The 15,944-nt window shown below is 62.4% G+C and carries 14 protein-coding genes; 4 read left to right on the top strand and 10 right to left on the bottom strand.

Features of this window, described 5'->3' with window-relative positions:
* Nucleotides 1–9 precede the first annotated feature (9 nt).
* From GQ59_RS23805 to GQ59_RS23775, 7 genes are read right to left on the bottom strand one after another with little or no spacing between them, the layout of a single operon-like run.
* The gene (locus GQ59_RS23805; protein ID WP_051904179.1) at nt 10–1,557 is read right to left on the bottom strand and encodes a gamma-glutamyltransferase; all 1,548 of its coding nucleotides are present in this window, start codon (nt 1,555–1,557) and stop codon (nt 10–12) included.
* Nucleotides 1,557–2,234: an RraA family protein gene (locus tag GQ59_RS23800; protein WP_037085976.1), complete on the bottom strand. Its 678-nt coding sequence runs from the start codon at nt 2,232–2,234 to the stop codon at nt 1,557–1,559. The genes GQ59_RS23805 and GQ59_RS23800 overlap by 1 nt, the downstream gene beginning before the upstream one ends.
* Nucleotides 2,231–3,883, bottom strand: coding sequence for an ABC transporter ATP-binding protein (locus GQ59_RS23795; protein ID WP_037085974.1), 1,653 nt, complete (start codon nt 3,881–3,883; stop codon nt 2,231–2,233). Before GQ59_RS23795 ends, GQ59_RS23800 begins: the two co-directional genes overlap by 4 nt.
* Nucleotides 3,880–4,716 (bottom strand): creatininase family protein, encoded by an 837-nt coding sequence (locus GQ59_RS23790; RefSeq protein ID WP_244448042.1) that lies wholly within the window; start codon nt 4,714–4,716, stop codon nt 3,880–3,882. The genes GQ59_RS23795 and GQ59_RS23790 overlap by 4 nt, the downstream gene beginning before the upstream one ends.
* Nucleotides 4,716–6,293 carry an ABC transporter substrate-binding protein gene (locus GQ59_RS23785; protein WP_037085968.1) on the bottom strand — a complete coding sequence of 526 codons (1,578 nt, stop codon included), beginning with the start codon at nt 6,291–6,293 and terminating at the stop codon, nt 4,716–4,718. The genes GQ59_RS23790 and GQ59_RS23785 overlap by 1 nt, the downstream gene beginning before the upstream one ends.
* Nucleotides 6,294–6,334: 41 nt before the next feature.
* Nucleotides 6,335–7,174, bottom strand: a complete 840-nt coding sequence (locus GQ59_RS23780; RefSeq protein WP_037085965.1) for an ABC transporter permease — start codon at nt 7,172–7,174, stop codon at nt 6,335–6,337.
* A gap of 10 nt (nt 7,175–7,184) precedes the next feature.
* The gene (locus GQ59_RS23775; RefSeq protein ID WP_037085963.1) at nt 7,185–8,105 is read right to left on the bottom strand and encodes an ABC transporter permease; all 921 of its coding nucleotides are present in this window, start codon (nt 8,103–8,105) and stop codon (nt 7,185–7,187) included.
* A 124-nt stretch (nt 8,106–8,229) separates the two neighbouring features.
* Between GQ59_RS23775 and GQ59_RS23770 the strand changes: the two genes are divergently transcribed.
* The 3 genes from GQ59_RS23770 to GQ59_RS23760 all read left to right on the top strand — a co-directional run bounded on the left by GQ59_RS23770 (nt 8,230) and on the right by GQ59_RS23760 (nt 11,400).
* The gene (locus tag GQ59_RS23770) at nt 8,230–9,207 is read left to right on the top strand and encodes a LysR family transcriptional regulator (protein ID WP_244448050.1); all 978 of its coding nucleotides are present in this window, start codon (nt 8,230–8,232) and stop codon (nt 9,205–9,207) included.
* 104 nt (nt 9,208–9,311) lie between these two features.
* Nucleotides 9,312–10,850 (top strand): tannase/feruloyl esterase family alpha/beta hydrolase, encoded by a 1,539-nt coding sequence (locus GQ59_RS23765; RefSeq protein ID WP_051904178.1) that lies wholly within the window; start codon nt 9,312–9,314, stop codon nt 10,848–10,850.
* A 370-nt stretch (nt 10,851–11,220) separates the two neighbouring features.
* Complete coding sequence (locus tag GQ59_RS23760; RefSeq protein ID WP_152564443.1) at nt 11,221–11,400, top strand: hypothetical protein; 180 nt, start codon at nt 11,221–11,223, stop codon at nt 11,398–11,400.
* A 64-nt stretch (nt 11,401–11,464) separates the two neighbouring features.
* On the opposite strand, the gene GQ59_RS23755 is transcribed toward GQ59_RS23760, so the two are convergent.
* Nucleotides 11,465–12,433, bottom strand: coding sequence for a Bug family tripartite tricarboxylate transporter substrate binding protein (locus GQ59_RS23755; RefSeq protein ID WP_051904177.1), 969 nt, complete (start codon nt 12,431–12,433; stop codon nt 11,465–11,467).
* Between the two features lie 81 nt (nt 12,434–12,514).
* A complete protein-coding gene (gene gudD, locus GQ59_RS23750) occupies nt 12,515–13,906 on the bottom strand; it encodes a glucarate dehydratase (protein ID WP_244448041.1) in 1,392 nt (463 codons plus the stop codon).
* A gap of 154 nt (nt 13,907–14,060) precedes the next feature.
* Here gudD and GQ59_RS23745 point away from each other — a divergent pair, with 154 nt between their 5' ends.
* Nucleotides 14,061–14,783 (top strand): FadR/GntR family transcriptional regulator, encoded by a 723-nt coding sequence (locus GQ59_RS23745; RefSeq protein WP_037085958.1) that lies wholly within the window; start codon nt 14,061–14,063, stop codon nt 14,781–14,783.
* A 70-nt stretch (nt 14,784–14,853) separates the two neighbouring features.
* On the opposite strand, the gene GQ59_RS23740 is transcribed toward GQ59_RS23745, so the two are convergent.
* Nucleotides 14,854–15,873 (bottom strand): GntR family transcriptional regulator, encoded by a 1,020-nt coding sequence (locus tag GQ59_RS23740; RefSeq protein WP_201772434.1) that lies wholly within the window; start codon nt 15,871–15,873, stop codon nt 14,854–14,856.
* Between the last annotated feature and the right edge of the window lie 71 nt (nt 15,874–15,944).

Below are 15,944 nucleotides of genomic sequence, written 5' to 3'. Positions count from 1 at the left end.
CGGTCTCGTTCAGACTGTGGCGGCGTAAGCGGCCGGATAGGTGATGTCGGGCATGCCGATGAAGGCATTGCCGCGTCGGCCGACCATGCCGGGGGCTGCGAAGGGCCGGGGATAGACGACGGCTGCCGCGGGCTTCACCTTGGCGATCTTTTCGAGCGCCTCGATCTGGGTGGCGGGCATGTCGACATTGACGATGATGTCGTTATGCGGGCCGGTGGTCATGCGCGGCATGTTCATCGCGTCCTCGATGTCGAGGCCGGCATGCAGGATCATGCCGGTGAGCTGGGCAAGCGAGGGAACGATCTGGTTGCCGCCGGCGGCGCCATAGGCTGCAAACGCGCCGTTCTCGTCGGTGATTGCCACCGGGCACATGTTGCTCGGCGCATAGGCGTTCGGCGTCAGCGAGTTGGCGCGACCGGGGGTCGGATCGAACCAGGACATGCCGTTGTTCAACAGGATGCCCGTCGATGGCGACAGGGCGCGGGCGCCGAACCGGTTGAGCAGCGTGAAGGTGATCGCCACCATCCGGCCCTCGGAATCCACCGCGTTGACCTGTGTGGTGCTGGTCTTGTTGGTCGTCTCGGCGGGATTGAGACGCTTGCGATGGGCTCCAAAGCTTTCCCAGAGGGCTTCGGCCATGGCTGTAAAGAAACCAGCGTCGACCGGGCCTTTGCCGCGCTTCCCGTCGAAGTGATCGAGCGCGTCGAGGAGCCGCTGGCCGGCGCTGGTCTCTCCAGCCACATGCACGGTCTTGCCCTGCAGCGACATGGTCCGGGATGGGTAGAGGAGGGGGGCGTAGTTGCTTAAGTCCTCCAGGGTGATCGAACTGCCGCCGGCATTGAGATCGGCGACCAGCTTCTCGCCGATCGCGCCGCCATAGAGCGAATCCGGGCCTTGGCTGGCAAGCTGTTCGAGCGTCCTGGCGAGCTGGTCGAGCGGCAGCGTCGCTCCCGGCTCCGGCGCGTGGCCGCTCGGCAGGAAGATCGAACGGGCGCCGGGATCCATACCGAGCTCGCCCTCGGCGATCGCGATCGCCAGCGTCGTGTGCCAATCGACATACATGCCCTTGCGGGCACGATCGATCGCCGGTGCCAGCGCCCGGTCGAAGCCGATCGTGCCGTAGCGTTTCAAGGCTTCGGCGAAACCGCGCACGCAGCCCGGCACGACGGCAGCAGTAAAGCCGCGGACATTGCGGTTGTCGATCGAAGCGGGATGGCCGATGAAGGTCTTGATGCTCGGATCGGGCCTGTAGAATTCCTCGTCAAAATAGGAAGGCACGCGGCCGGTGAATTCGACGACTTCGACCTTGCCGTCCGGCTGGGCGACCAGCATGTAGCCGCAGGCGGCGAGGCTGGTCATCCAGGGTTCGACGGTCTGCAAGGTGAAGGCGGCGGTCACCGCAGCGTCGACGGCATTGCCGCCCGCTGAAAGGACCGCCGCCCCAGCCTCGGCCGCCGCGTAGTGCTGGGAGGTGACGACGCCGCGTTCGCTGACGCCGGCAATCTTGCGATAGACGCCACGCTCGACGCGCAGGTGATTGTATTGCGGATTTTCCATCATTTCGGCTCCAGCGCAGCGGCAACCAGACGGCTGGCACCGGAGAGATCGCCGAGCTTTTCGCCGGCTGCGATCTTGTCCTTGTTGCGGCCCGCCCGTGCCTGACGCGCGATTGCCTCTTCGACGACGTCTTCAGCCTCATCGATAGGGATCACCACGATGCCGCTCGCATCGGCAATCACGATATCGCCCGGCAGGACCGGAACGTTGCCGCAGGAGATCGGCAGGTTAAGCGCGCCGCCGAGATCGTTGAGCCGCGTGGTGATACCGGAGACGCCACGTGACCAGAACGGCAAATCGAGTTCGAGAATTTCCTCGACATCGGTGCACGGACCGTCGAGCACGACGCCGATAGCGCCGGCGGTCTTGATTGCGAAGGCGACACCGCCGCCGATGCAGGCATGCCGGTCGTCGCCGAGCCGGTCGACGAACAGGAAATCGCCGGGGCGGATGAAGCCGATCGCGTGGTGGAGGAGAGTGGAGTCGGTTGCCGGGATCGCCACCGTCACCGCGGTGCCGACCAGCGTCCTGCCCGGCTCGACCACCGGGGTGATCGAATGGTGCACGAAACCGCGATGCCGGAAATGGCCGATGGTCGCCACCTCGACGCTTTCGAACCTGGCGATGAGTTCCGGGTCGACCTGTTTCGGCACGCTGCCGATATGATATTTCTTCATGGGGTTTCCTCCCGGGATCTTTCCGTCCCGGCCTCGTTTTTATCGGCGTGGTGCTGCCAGCCCTTGCCGGGCACGGCGGCGAGCAGTTCCTTCGTGTAGGTTTCTTTCGGAGCACCGAACAGTGAGGCAGGATCGCCCCGTTCGACGATGCGGCCGTTGCGCATCACCGCGATATTGTCGCAGATCTGGCTGGCGACCCTGAGATCGTGGGTGATGAACAGGATGCCGAACCCAAGCCTCTCCTGCATGTCGGCCAAGAGTTTCAGCACCTGCGCCTGCACCGAGACGTCGAGGGCCGAGACGCTCTCGTCGGCGATCAGCAGCTCAGGCTCGACGGCGAGCGCCCGGGCAATGCAGATGCGTTGACGCTGGCCACCGGAGAACTCGTGCGGGAAACGGGTGGCCGAGGCACGGTCGAGGCCGCAGGCTTCGAGCAGGTCGAGCGCGCGGGCCATCGCCGCCTTGCGGTCGAGGCCGTGGATGACCGGGCCTTCGGCGATGGAATCGCCGACCTTCTGGCGTGGGTCGAGCGCGGTGTACGGATCCTGGAAGACGATCTGCACCTTGCGGCGCGCTTCGCGTAGCACCTTGCCGCTGAGGCCGGTAAAATCGCCGCCGGAGATCAGGATGTCGCCGCTTTCCGGCTGCACGAGGCGGATGACGCATTGCGCCAGCGTCGACTTGCCGGAACCGGATTCACCGACCAGGCCCAGCGTCTCGCCGCGGCGGATGGTGATATCGACGTCGTCCACGGCCTTCACCGTGCGGCCACCGCCGAACAGGCCGGACCGGGAGAAGGTCTTGACGATGTTTCTGGCGATCAGCACCGGACCACCGAGGCCTTCGCGCTCCTTGCGTGGCGTCAGCGTCGGTACGGCGGCGAGCAGGCGACGGGTATAGTCTTCCTTGGGGTGGTTGAGGATTTCGTCGCGCGTGCCGATTTCCACCAGCCTGCCCGTCTGCATGACGGCGACGCGGTCGGCGATCTCGGCCACCACGCCGAAGTCATGGGTGATGAAGATGATGCCGGTGTCGTGTTTGGCGCGCAGTTCCAGCATCAGCTTGAGGATCTGTGCCTGGGTGGTGACGTCGAGCGCGGTGGTCGGTTCGTCGGCGATCAGCACAGACGGATCGAGGGCAAGGGCTGTCGCGATCATCACGCGCTGGCACTGGCCGCCGGAAAGCTGGTGCGGATAGGAATGGAAGATCTGCTCCGGATTGGGAAGCTGCACTTCGCGGAAGAGGTCGATGACCTTCTTGCGGATTTCGGCCTGTGAGAGCGATGTGTGGATGCGGAACGTCTCCGACACCTGTTCTCCAACCCGGAAGATCGGATTGAGGGCGGCGGTCGGCTCCTGGAAGATCATCGCAATGCGCCGCCCGGTGATGTCCCGGCGCGTTGCCTCGTCGAGGGTCAGCAGGTTCTTGCCCTCGAACATTACCTTGCCTTGGGGCTTACCGAGGTTGCGGGGCAGGAGCCCCATGGCGGCGAGCGCCGTCAGCGATTTGCCGGAGCCGGATTCACCGACGATGCAGAGGATCTCGCCCTTGCTGACCGAGAGCGACAGGTCTTCGACCGCAAAGGCGCGATCGGCGCCGCGTGGCAGCGGCACGTTCAGGTGTTCGACGGAAAGCCGCTCGCTGCTCATGATGCCGCCTTTTCTTCTCGGCGTGAAAAGGCCGTCACCGAGCGCATGTCGCAGCGGCGCAGGTGCTCCACGAAACGGGCGCAGAAGCCGACGAGATGTTCGACCATCTTCTCGCCCTTTTCGGCGCTCGCCAGCAACGGGTCGCCGCCGAGCATGCCATCGGCATTTACCTCGTCGCAATTGAGCGGCACATGCACAGGCATGCCCTCGAACTGGACATTGTTGACGCCGCCGGTCGGCAGGCCGAAGGCCTTTTCGCGCACCGAGGGGCGGGCGAGATCCATGCGCATGAGCTCGGGGAAGAGATGCAGGTAGATCGAGGTCAGCGGATCGCCGCCATGGCCGCGGGCCGCAGCGACTGAGGGACCGTGCAGCTCCTTCCAGAGCGCATCCGGGATCGCCTGCCAGAGATTGATGAAGGCGACAGAAACCCCGCGCTCGGCACGGATGCGACGAAGCGTCTGGTCGAAGAGCGGCGCATTGCTGGTATGGCCGTTCAGGATCAGGATATGCTCGATGCCGTGATCCAGAAAGGCGGTCACGGTATCTTCGACCACGGCCGAGAAGGTCGACGCGCGGAGCTGTATGCCGCCCGGGATGGTCTTGAAGAAATCGGCGTAACCGAAGGGGATGATCGGCGCGACGATCGCGCCGGAGGCTTCCGCCACTTTTGCCGCCACCGCTTCGGTCAGCATGAAATCGCCCATCGGGGCGTGCGGTCCCTGTTCCTCCTGGCTTCCGAAAGGCAGCAGGATGACGGGCTTTTCGGAAAGACGTTCGCGGAACTCCGCGAACGTCATGTCCTTCAGCGCATGCTTGCGTTTGATGCTCATCATACGAACTTGAAGTAATCGCCGTAGATGCGCATCTCGCCGTTCGGCTTGAACTTGAACTGGATGCCGGCGCGGTGGGCGCAGTTGTAGACGCTCTTCCACATGTAGTAGCCGGGCGTCACCTTCTGCCAGGCGTCCGAAAGTTCCAGATAGGCTTTCTTGCGGTCCTCGAACTCGATCGCCTCTTCGAACTTCTTGCCGGCGGCCAGATATTCCGGCGTCGGATCCCACGTCTTCCAGGTGGCGGTGGAGCGCGATGCGGTCGGACCCCAATCGAGCCACAGCGGCTGATAGGGATCGCCGGGGATGAAATCCGAGCTCATCGACATGTTCATCAGATGGTAGGGGCGGCGATAGACGAGTTCGAAATTGTCGAGGATCTGCGCCTCGACATTGATGCCGACCTCGCGCCATTGCTCGACCATGATTTCGGCTGCCGCCTCATAGTTCGGATAATACTGGCGGGTGATGTGCCAGAGGAGCTTTTCTCCCTTGTATTTGGTCTTGGCGACGAGCGCCTTGGCGGCGGCGACATCGTAGGGAAGTTTCACCGGCGCCTTCGGATCGTAGAACTTGCCATATTCCGTGAAGTTGAAGGGCACTGCCGGATGTTCCGTGGTGCCGTTGAACAGCGCCTGGACGATCGCGTTCATGTCGATCGCCTGGACCATGGCGTAGCGCAGGTTAGGATCGACCAGCGGATTGTCGACCGGATCGGGCCGTGTGTTGAAGGCGAAGGCAGGATAGTTGTCGGCCAGGACGCGCTTCAGTGTCACACCCTGGTATTTCTCGAGCGCGGCTTCCTGGTCGGTCGGAATGTTGACGATAAAGTCGAATTCCTTGGAGACGAGACCGGCCATGCGGGCGGCGAATTCCGGAACGATCTTCCAGGAGATCTGCTTGACCGGCGGCGGGCCGCCCCAATAGTCGTCGAAGGCTTCCAGGACCATGATCTCGCCGGAGCGGAAGGTCGTCACCTTGTAGGGACCGGTGCCGATCGGTTTCTGGCCGAAGGCGTCGACGCCGACTTCCATGTAATATTTCTTCGGCACGACGAAGCCGATATAGCCGGTGAGCTTGCTCGGGATATTCGGGTCCGGCCGCTCGGTCTCGATCTCGAACGTGTATTTTCCGGTCGCCTCGACGCGCTTGAAGCCGGCGGTAAAAGTCTTGCCGCGCGGCTCGAACGGCTTTGCGCCCCAGAGCCGTTCGGGCGACAGCGTGAAGACCGCGTCTTCCGCCGTCATCTCGGTGCCGTCGTGGAACTTCACTCCCTCGCGCAATGTGAAGGTCCAGACATTGCCCTTCTGCTCCCATTTCGTCGCGAGCTTCGGCGCGAAGATCAGGCCGTTCTCGTCCTTGATGTAGTCGCGGTCGACGAGGTTGTCGTAGAAATTCGGGAAGATACGGCGCGACGTGGTCGAGATGCCGTTGATCGTCGCCATATTGGCCCAGAGATTGTCGACCGCGATATTGAGCGACGGCCGGTCCGCGGCATTTGCCTTTGGCAGGCTGCCCACCATCGACAGCGCTCCCGCCCCGAGGATGAGATTTCCCACTTCACGTCTTGTAAACATTGTTCCACCTTCCCTTGTTGATTTATGTTCGAACGGCATTTTCAGGTTGTCCGGGCACGCAGCATCGGATCGAGGCGGTCACGCAGCCAGTCGCCCACGATGCTCATCGAAAGAGTGACGAGAAAAATAACCGATCCGGGCCAGACCGAGATCCACCAGGCGGTCGAGAGGTAGTCGCGGCCGTCGCCGAGAATCTGGCCGAGGCTGGTCTGGGGGGCCTGGATGCCCAGGCCCAGGAAGCTGAGCGAGGTTTCCAGGAGGATGATCTGCGGAAACGTCAGGGTCACCTGGACGATCAGGGCGCTCGCCACGTTCGGCAGCACATGCTTGAGATAGAGCCGGCCGTTGCCGGCGCCGAGCGCGACGATCGCCTTGGCATAAGGCTGGTTGATCGCCGAGAGAACCACGCCGCGGGAGAGGCGGGCGTATTTCTCCCATCCGAACAGGCCCATCAGGATGATGAACAGCGTCATGCTGTTGCCGAAGAAGGCCAGCAGCGTCAGAGTGATCAGGATGAATGGCAACGACGCCTGGAAGTCGACCAGCATCATCAGCACTTCCTCGACCCAGCCGCGGAAATGCGCTGAGATGAAGCCGACAACGGAGCCGAAGACGGCGCCGATGATCGTGCCGGCAATCGCCACCGAAAGCGACATCTGCAGGCCGGCGATTACCCTCGCCACCATGTCGCGGCCGATGCGATCGGTGCCGAGCGGGAAGCTCGGATTGTTGCCAGTCATGAAGGCCGGCGGCTTCAGGCGGGCCAGCAGGTTCTGCTGCGACATGCCGTGCGGCGTGAAGACATTGCCGACGATCGCGACGAACACGGCGATCGCCAGGATGACGATGGCAAAAACGAGAATGGGGGAAACGCGCTTCATCCGCCTGCCCTCAGTTCTGCACGCGGATGCGCGGGTCGAGGAGGCCGTAGAGCAGGTCTACGACCAGGTTTGCGAGTACCATCGTCACCGCCATGACCAGCACCAGCCCCTGAACCACGGCAAGGTCACGCGAGGACACGGCCGTCACCAGCAAGCGTCCGACGCCCGGCCATGCGAACACGGTCTCGACGACGATGGCGCCGCCGATCAGTTCACCGAGATTGAGGCCGATAATGGTGACGAGCGGAATGCTGGCATTGGGCAGCGCGTGGAAGATGATGCGCTTCCAGTAACCAACGCCCTTGGCAGCCGCGGCCCGGATATAGAGCTTGTCCAGCACTTCCAGCATGGCCGAGCGGGTGAAGCGGGCGAGGGTGCCGGCCGTGAAGGTCGCAAGCGTGATGGCAGGCATGATCAGGTGCCAGACGGTGCCGGTGCCGGAACTCGGCAGCCATTGCAGGCTAAGCGAGAAGAGCAGGATCATCAGGATGCCGAGGAAGAAATTCGGCAGGGCGAAGCCGAACACGGCGGTCGCCATGATCAGGTTGTCGAAGGTCGAACCGCGCTTGATGGCGGCGATGATGCCGGCCGGAACGCCGATCAGGATGGCGCCGATATAGGAGAAAAGGCCGAGGATCAGCGTCCACGGAACCCGTTCGGCGATGATGTCGATGACCTCGCGGCCGTCGCGATAGGAAATGCCGAACTGGCCGGTCGCCATCTGCATGACGTAGCGGAAATACTGAATCCAGAGCGGGTCATCGAGACGCCAGAGCTGGCGGAACTGTTCGACTTCCTCCGGCGTGGCATCGGCGCCGACAAGCGCCACGACCGGATCCCCGGACGTTCTCAGCACCACGAATACGAAAGTCACCACGAACCAAAGCGTCAGCACGGTCCGCAAAATCTTTAACACCCAGAAACGCGTCATTACGCTCCGTTTCGGAAGCCGAAGCTCCAGCTGTTCCAATTTTATTGTCGTTTTTTTTAAAACTAATCACGGGAATAAATTATTATCTATTACAAAATCACGGGAGTATTGATATGTTTTGGATATGAAATACGGCATCGAATTTCGTCACCTCCACTATTTCGCCTGCGTCGCCGAAGAGCTGCATTTCAGCCGCGCCGCCGACAAGCTCGGCATGGCCCAGGCGCCGCTCAGCCAGCAGATCCGGCAGCTCGAAGATCGCCTCGGCACCAAGCTTTTCCGCCGCACGACGCGCCGCGTGAAGCTGACGCCGGCCGGCGAGATCTTCCTGCGTCACGCCCAGGAAATCCTAGGCGGCATCGACAGGGCGGTCACGCATACCCGTTCCATTTCCGGTGACGATAGCGGAACGATTTCCGTCAGCGGGGTGCATGTGGCGCTATCACATGTCCTGCCGCCGGTAATTTCGGACTTTCGAAAACGCTATCCGGCGATGACCGTCGACGTGCAGGTGCTCGGCACCGCACAGCAGCTTGAACTGCTCCAGAGCAGTAAGGTGCAGGTGGCCTTCATCCGCCCGACCAACCCGACAGGTTTCCTGAAGACCGAGCACATCCTGCAGGAAGGTTTCGTGGCGGTGCTGCCCAGGGAGCATCGGCTGGCGCAGAAGGAAGACCTGACGGTAAAAGACTTCGCCGGCGAGCCCATCATCACCTATGCCCCGACCGTTGGAGCGAGCTACTACCATGCGATCATGGGCGCACTGCGCCGGGCCGGCGTCTACCCGGTCATCGTGCAGGAGGTGTCCCATACCTTGGCGATCGGCACGCTGGTGGCCGCCGGCGTCGGGATTGCGATCGCGCCGTCCTGGCTCGCCCACAATCCAAGCCCGTACCTCGTCTATAGGCGGCTCGACGACATTCCCGCCGAAGTTGAACTGCTCGTCGCATGGCATGCGGAGGAAAAATCGAAAATCGTGCTCGATTTCGTCGAGACGACGCGTCGGATTGCAGCAATGAGGGACGTGAGGACCGCTATCAAGTGGCCAGCCAGGTCCATCCCGCCTGCACAATTGGAAACGATCGACGGACGGTCCGAATAGCCAGCTGGGGCAGGCGGCCCAGCATTGATTGACAGGGAGCCTGAAATCTGGTGCGATTGCGGCGCGGCTTGAGGAGGCTGCGTCATGGAGGAGGACGATCGGATATGATCAGGCTGGTTGTAGCCACGGCTTTTGTTGCCCTCATGCCCGGCTTGACGCCGGCCGTCGCCGCAGATTCTTCGCCCGAAGCCAAATGCTCGGCGGCGAAGGCCCTTCAACTGGCCGGGTTCGACATGAAGGTCGCGAGCGCCGATCACGTTAAGGACAAGGGTCCGGCGCATTGTCTCGTCAGCGGTTCGTTCGAACACCGCACCGGCGCGGACGGCAAGGCTTATGCCATCGGGTTTTCCATTGCCCTGCCGGACAGTTGGACAGGAAGGTTTCTTGTCCAAGGCGGCGGAGGTCTGAATGGCGTCGTGCGGCCGGCCCTCGGAGACGTGGCCGCCGGAGCGCAGAATGCTCTTTCCCGTGGTTTCGCCGTCATTTCCCATGATAGCGGCCACAAGGGCGAAGCATGGGATGCTTCTTTCAGGGCGGATCAGATCGCCACGTTGAATTTCGCCGGCTGGTCGGTGGAAAAGGTCACGGTGCTCGGCAAGGCACTGGTCGCCGCCCATTACGGCAAGGTTGCCGATCGCTCCTATTTTGCAGGATGCTCGACCGGCGGGCGCGAGGCGATGGCCTCGGCGCAACGATTTCCCACGTTGTTCGACGGCATCATCGCCGGGGCTCCGGCCATGCGCACAAGCCGCTCAAACATGTCGCTCGCCGCCAAGAACGTTGCGATGAACAGGATATCTCCGGCCGGCGCTGACGGCGCTCCGGACCGAACGAAAGCCTTCTCGGACGGTGATCGCGATCTGGTCCTCAAGGGGATATTGAAGTCCTGTGACGGTCTCGATGGCATCGAGGACGGCATGATCGCAAATGCATCCGCCTGCAAATTCGATCCGGCGAGCCTCCTTTGCCCTGCCGGAAAAGCCGACGGGTGCCTCACGAAGCAGCAGGTGGACGTGGTGGCCGAAACGTTTTCGCCCACACTCGACGCATCAGGTCGGCCCGCCTATGTGGCGTTTCCCTACGATACGGGCGTCATGAGCACGGTTGATTCCATTCCGGGGCTCATGCGGTTCGATGACAAGCGCAATCGCCAGTTCAAGAATAACGCCATGAGCTTCGATGTGGACGATGCCGTCCAGAAGGCCGATATCGACGATCCTCAGCAAAGGCTGATCAACGCCGATCAATGGACTGATCTCAGTTCCTTCGCCGCCCGGGGAAGCAAGATCATTTTCTTCCATGGAGTGAGCGATCCGTGGTTTTCCTCCAACGATACGGTCGATTTCTTCAACCGAATGAGCATGGCGACCAGGACCGGCAAGCGGGTGGAGGACTGGGCCAAGCTCTATCTCGTTCCGGGCATGGCCCATTGCCGTGGCGGACCTGCCGGTCTCGACCAGTTCGACATGTTGACCGAGCTGGTCGACTGGGTCGAAAAGGATGATGCTCCGCGGAGTGTCGAAGCTTCGGGCAAGGCTTTTCCCGGTCGGACCCGTCCGCTATGCCCTTACCCGTCCTACGCGCAATACAAGGGGGATGGAAATGTCGACAGCGCGGCAAGTTTCGACTGCCGGAACCGCTAACATGGGTCCCTTGGCCTTGCACGATTGAGCGCAAGCGACTGGATTCCGGACTCCAGTCGCGAGGCGGGACCATTGCTGATGGTGGGGGTCTTCCCGCATCGCCATCATTGTTCACTGCTGGTGATTCGCATATCCACCAGATGATCTATTTCCGCCTCCAGGCGAGAGAAAGCTGCACCGCGAACAGGCACCACCGAAAGGAGCAGCCGGGCCTACCTCGTTTTCTCGATTTGAAATGATGCATTCCGCTCGATCTTATGGGCTATCCGAAGATGGCGTGGAGTTCTGAATGTTTTTGGTGGCAGTCGAGGACAGCGACGACTTTTTTGCTGAAGGTATCAGGATTGAAAACGGGAGATTGTACGCATGCGTGAACGACGTTGTCCGGTCGTTCAAGCTGTCAAGCGTGCTGGAAGTCGTGCCGGTCGAGCCGGAAAGCCGCAGCCCCGTCGAACGGATCGAGGATGTGGTAGCCTCGATCAAGGATCTCTTTCGCATCGAGGTCGCCGATAGGGAAGCGGATGCCGGAAAAGTCTCGTTCAGACCTTGAGGCGACTTCCCCGACGGTGCGAGGAAGCCGCTTGAGGGACTGAGGCGGCCCGTGAAGCCACGGATCATTCCGCGCTGATATTGCCCTTTTCGATGACGTCCTTCCAGCGCGCCATCTCCTTGTTGAGATAGGTGCCGAATTCCTCGTTCGAATTGGCGACGACGTCGAAGCCCAGCTTGTTGAACTTGGCAACGACCTCAGGGTCTTTGAGCGACGCTTGGATCGCCTGGTTGAGTTTTGCCTTGACGTCGGCGGGCAGACCCTTCGGCGCGGCAACGCCCTGCCAGGCGTTGACGACGATATTGCCGTATCCGAGTTCGGTGAGCGTCGGCACGTTCGGCAGCAGCGGATGGCGTTTTTCGCCCGTCTGTGCGAGCGCCTTCATCTGCCCACCCTGCACGAAATTGATGATCGCACCGAGGTTCTGGAAGGACACGTCCACATGGCCGCCGACGAGATCGGCCTGTGCCGCGGAGCCTCCCTTGTAGGGCACATGCACGCCCTTGGTGCCCGTCGCCTGCCAGAAGAGTGCGGCCGTCAGGTGATCGGAAGAGCCGGTGCCGGAATTTGCGAAGGTGACGCTTTCCGGCTTTTCCTTCATCGTCGCCAAGAGTTCCTGGACGCTGCCCGGCTTGAATTTCGGCGTGGCGACCAGGACGTTGGGCGTGCTCACCGCGACCGTCAGGAGATCGAAGTCCTTCACCGGATCGTAGGAGAGCTTCTTTTGAAGATAGGGGTTGGTGGCGAAGGTGCCGAGCGAGGCGACCAGCAACGTCTGGCCGTTGGCTTCGGCATCGGCGACCAGGCCTGCGCCGATCGCGCCGGTGGCGCCCGGCTTGTTCTCGACAACGATGTTCGCTCCCAATACCTTGGACATGTGCGGCTCCATGAACCGCGCGGTCGTATCGGTCGCGCCACCTGGCGGGAAGGGCACGATAATTGTGATCGGGCCGTCCGGGAATGCCTTGGCAACGCCTGCGGCAAGAGCGATGCCGAGGCTAAGCGAAATGGCGAGCAGTGTTCGTGCTTTCATGGTTCATCCTCCTCAATGATCCTTGACGCCGCTTCCTGGTGATGGCCGCCGCGGCGCAGGGGCGGCCCTGTGGTTCTTTCGTCAGCGCACCAGGCACGGCCGCTTGTTGTCGAAGCGCCAGTCCTTGATGAGATATTGCATGGCGGTCGCGTCGTCGCGCGCGCCGAGCCCGTGCTTCAGGTAGAGCTGGTGGGCTTCCTCCACGCGCTCCATGTCCAGCTCGACGCCGAGTCCCGGCCGGTCCGGCACGGCGATATGTCCGTCCTCGATCTTCAAAGGCTCGCGGGTCAGCCGCTGTCCGTCCTGCCAGATCCAGTGGGTGTCGAGTGCGGTCACGCGCCCAGGCGCTGCCGCACCCACATGGGTGAACATGGCCAGCGACACGTCGAAATGGTTGTTGGAATGCGAGCCCCAAGTCATGCCGAAGGTCTGGCAGACCTGTGCGACGCGCACGGAGCCCTGCATGGTCCAGAAATGCGGGTCGGCGAGCGGGATGTCGACCGATTGCAGCTGGATCGCGTGCGAGAGCTGGCGCCAATCGGTGGCCACCATGTTGGTGGCGGTCGGCAACCCGGTAGCACGGCGAAATTCGGCCATGATCTCGCGCCCGGAATAACCCTGCTCGGCACCGCAGGGGTCTTCCGCATAGGCAAGCACGTCGCCGCGTCCCTTGCAGAGGCGAACCGCCTCCTCGAGCGACCAGGCGCCATTGGGGTCGAGGGTAACGCGCGCTTCGGGGAAACGGCGGGCGATGGCCGTCACCGCCTCGATCTCCTCGTCGCCTCGCAAAACGCCACCTTTCAGCTTGAAGTCGCGAAAACCGTAACGCTCTTGCGTTGCCTCGGCGAGCCTAACGATCGCTTCCGGCGTAAGCGCCTCCTCGTCGCGCAGCCGCAACCAGGCGTCGGTCTCGCCTTTGCCATCACGATAGAGGAGATCCGCCTTTTGGCGATCGCCGACATAGAAGAGGTAACCGAGCATTTCGACCCGGTCGCGCTGCTGGCCGTCGCCGAGAAGGGCTGCCACCGGCACGCCGAGATGTTGGCCGAGAAGGTCGAGCAGCGCCGATTCCAGCGCCGTCACCACATGGATTGTCGTGCGCAGATCGAAGGTCTGCAGCCCGCGGCCGCCGCTGTCACGGTCGCCGAAAGTCTCGCGCACCTGGTCGAGCAGACCGTTATAGCCACCGATCGTCTGGCCGATGAGGAGAGGGCCTGCTTCCTCGATCGTCTGACGGATCGTCTCTCCGCCCGGAACCTCGCCGATGCCCACATGGCCCGAATCGTCTTCGATGATCGCCAGGTTGCGGGTGAAGAAGGGAGCGTGCGCGCCGCTGAGGTTGAGCAACATGCTGTCGCGTCCCGCAACCGGGATCGCCCGCACGGAAACGATGCGCGGCGTATGCCGGGCGAGATGGCTGTTTGCGGCGTGTATCGACGAATTCGGCTCGATGAGCATCCGGTCCTCTGTCATGTCGGGTACTTCTCAGGTCATGCGGGTTTCAGGCCAGCTCGGCGCGGCAATCCTGAAATAAGTCGCGCAAGTGAACTCATTTGTCAATATGAGTAAATATTAGTAACAAAACGACCCACTTGGAAAGGGCGGATGCCGGGGATAGGATGTGGCGATGGACGAGATAATTCAGCAAACCCGCGCCGTGAAGGACCTGTCGTCGCATGTGCTCGCCCGGCTGGAAGCAATGCTGGAGGCGCCGGCCTGGCAGGGGGGCGGGCGCTTGCCTCCGGAGGCGGAGCTTGCCCGTCAATTCGGCGTATCGCGTCCGGTCCTGCGAAAGGCGCTGGTGAAGATGCGCGACGCCGGCCGGATCATATCACGGCGCGGCTCGGCCAATTTCGTGCAGCCTCGCGCGGATGTCGTGCCATCGGCCGCCGACATTCAGGGGCTGTCGATCCAGACGGTGTTCGACATGAAGCGCTGCATGCGATTTCGCCAGGTGGTGGAATGTGCGGCAGCGGAAGATGCGGCGCGGCTTTGCGATCTGGAGGGTATCCGCGGTGTCGAGGAGGCGCACCGGCGGATGCTGACCCTTCCGCCCGGGGAAGGCGTCTTTGAAGCAGACTTCGCCTTTCACATGGCCGTGGCGCAAGCCACTCGCAACCCGTATTTCCCGTTTGCGCTCGGTACGATGCGCAACCAGATCAAGCTGATGATGGAGTTCACCCGCAAGCTGCAAGAACGGCCGCCCGACCAGGTGGCGCCGCGTGTCGTCGAAGAGCACCAACGTGTCCTTGAGGCCATCAAGGCCGGCGACCCGGTGCAGGCACACGAAGTCATGAGTTTCCACATGAAGCAGAGCGTCATTCGACTTCTGGTCGAAGACGGCACGTGAAGCGACATCACGTTCCTGCGCAAGGGTACCCGATACCGGCCAAGGAGGTGTCGTCGTACCGCGCGGAAGTTCAGTCGAGCTTTTCCAGATAGGGCAGGTCATGCGGATGCACCTCGCGGGTTACCCGCGTGATGCGGTCGATCGCCCGCTGACGCGAAATCTGCAGGTGCTGTCGCAGCGAGGTCGCTGCGTCTCCCACCCTGCCGGCCTGAAGCCGCTCGACGATTTCCAAATGTTCCGGCAGGAAAGGCTCCGAGCCGAACAACCGGGGCATCCACTGGTAGAGGAAGCGATGCGCGACGAGCAGCGCCTGCGGCAGGCCGATTGCCTGCATCAGCGTGCGGTTCTCACAATGGCCGAGCAGGGTGACATGCAACTCCTCCTCCAGCCGATCGAGATCGGGACCTGCAAGCTCGGCCGCGTTGTCCATGGCCCATTGCAAGTGATCGCGCATGGCGGCAAGGTTTTCGGGCGAAACCCTTGCCGCCGCCTTTTCAAGCGCCACGGGCTCCAGCAGCCAGCGCAGTTCGTAGAGTTCACCGACGTGATCCGGCGTCATGGCAGGCGCGACCCAGCGTGCTCGCTCATCCTTGCGGACGATGCCGCGTTGCTGCAGCCGACCGACGACGTCGCGCGCCACCGTGCGGCTGACGTCGTAGAAGCGGGCGAGTTCTGCTTCGTTGACGCGCCAGCCGGCGAAGAAACATCGTGCGGCAATCTCGCTTTCCACTTCGCCGTAGATTCTCTCCCAACTCGACAACGGGGTAAGGCGCAGCTCGTCCGCCATATGGAAAAGCCCCACCGCTGGCGTTGCTTTTCCCGGCTTCGAGGCACTTACCTGATAGCCGCGGCCGGCGGATTTCTCGATAAACCCTTCGCGCTCCAATTCTGCCAGAGCCTGCCTTGCCGGCGCCCGGCTGATCCCGAACTGCACGGCGATCGAGCTTTCGGTCAGGCGGCTGCCCGGTGGAAGCACGCCTTGCGATATCTGCCCTGCGATGATCTCGTAGACCTGCTGGTAGAGACGAGGCGCAGCACCGCCTGCGACCTTCGGCCGACGCTCCTCCGCATTGGCCACGCGCCCGTCCACTATCTTGCCTCCCCGCTTCCGGTCTCCGCTTTTGTCACCTGGGTTATGCCCAACGCGGCCTCAGGATGAGG

The organism is Neorhizobium vignae (genome assembly GCF_000732195.1).
Lineage (GTDB): Bacteria > Pseudomonadota > Alphaproteobacteria > Rhizobiales > Rhizobiaceae > Neorhizobium > Neorhizobium vignae.
Note: the sequence above shows the minus strand (reverse complement) of the source record. Positions and strands in the feature narration are given on the sequence as shown.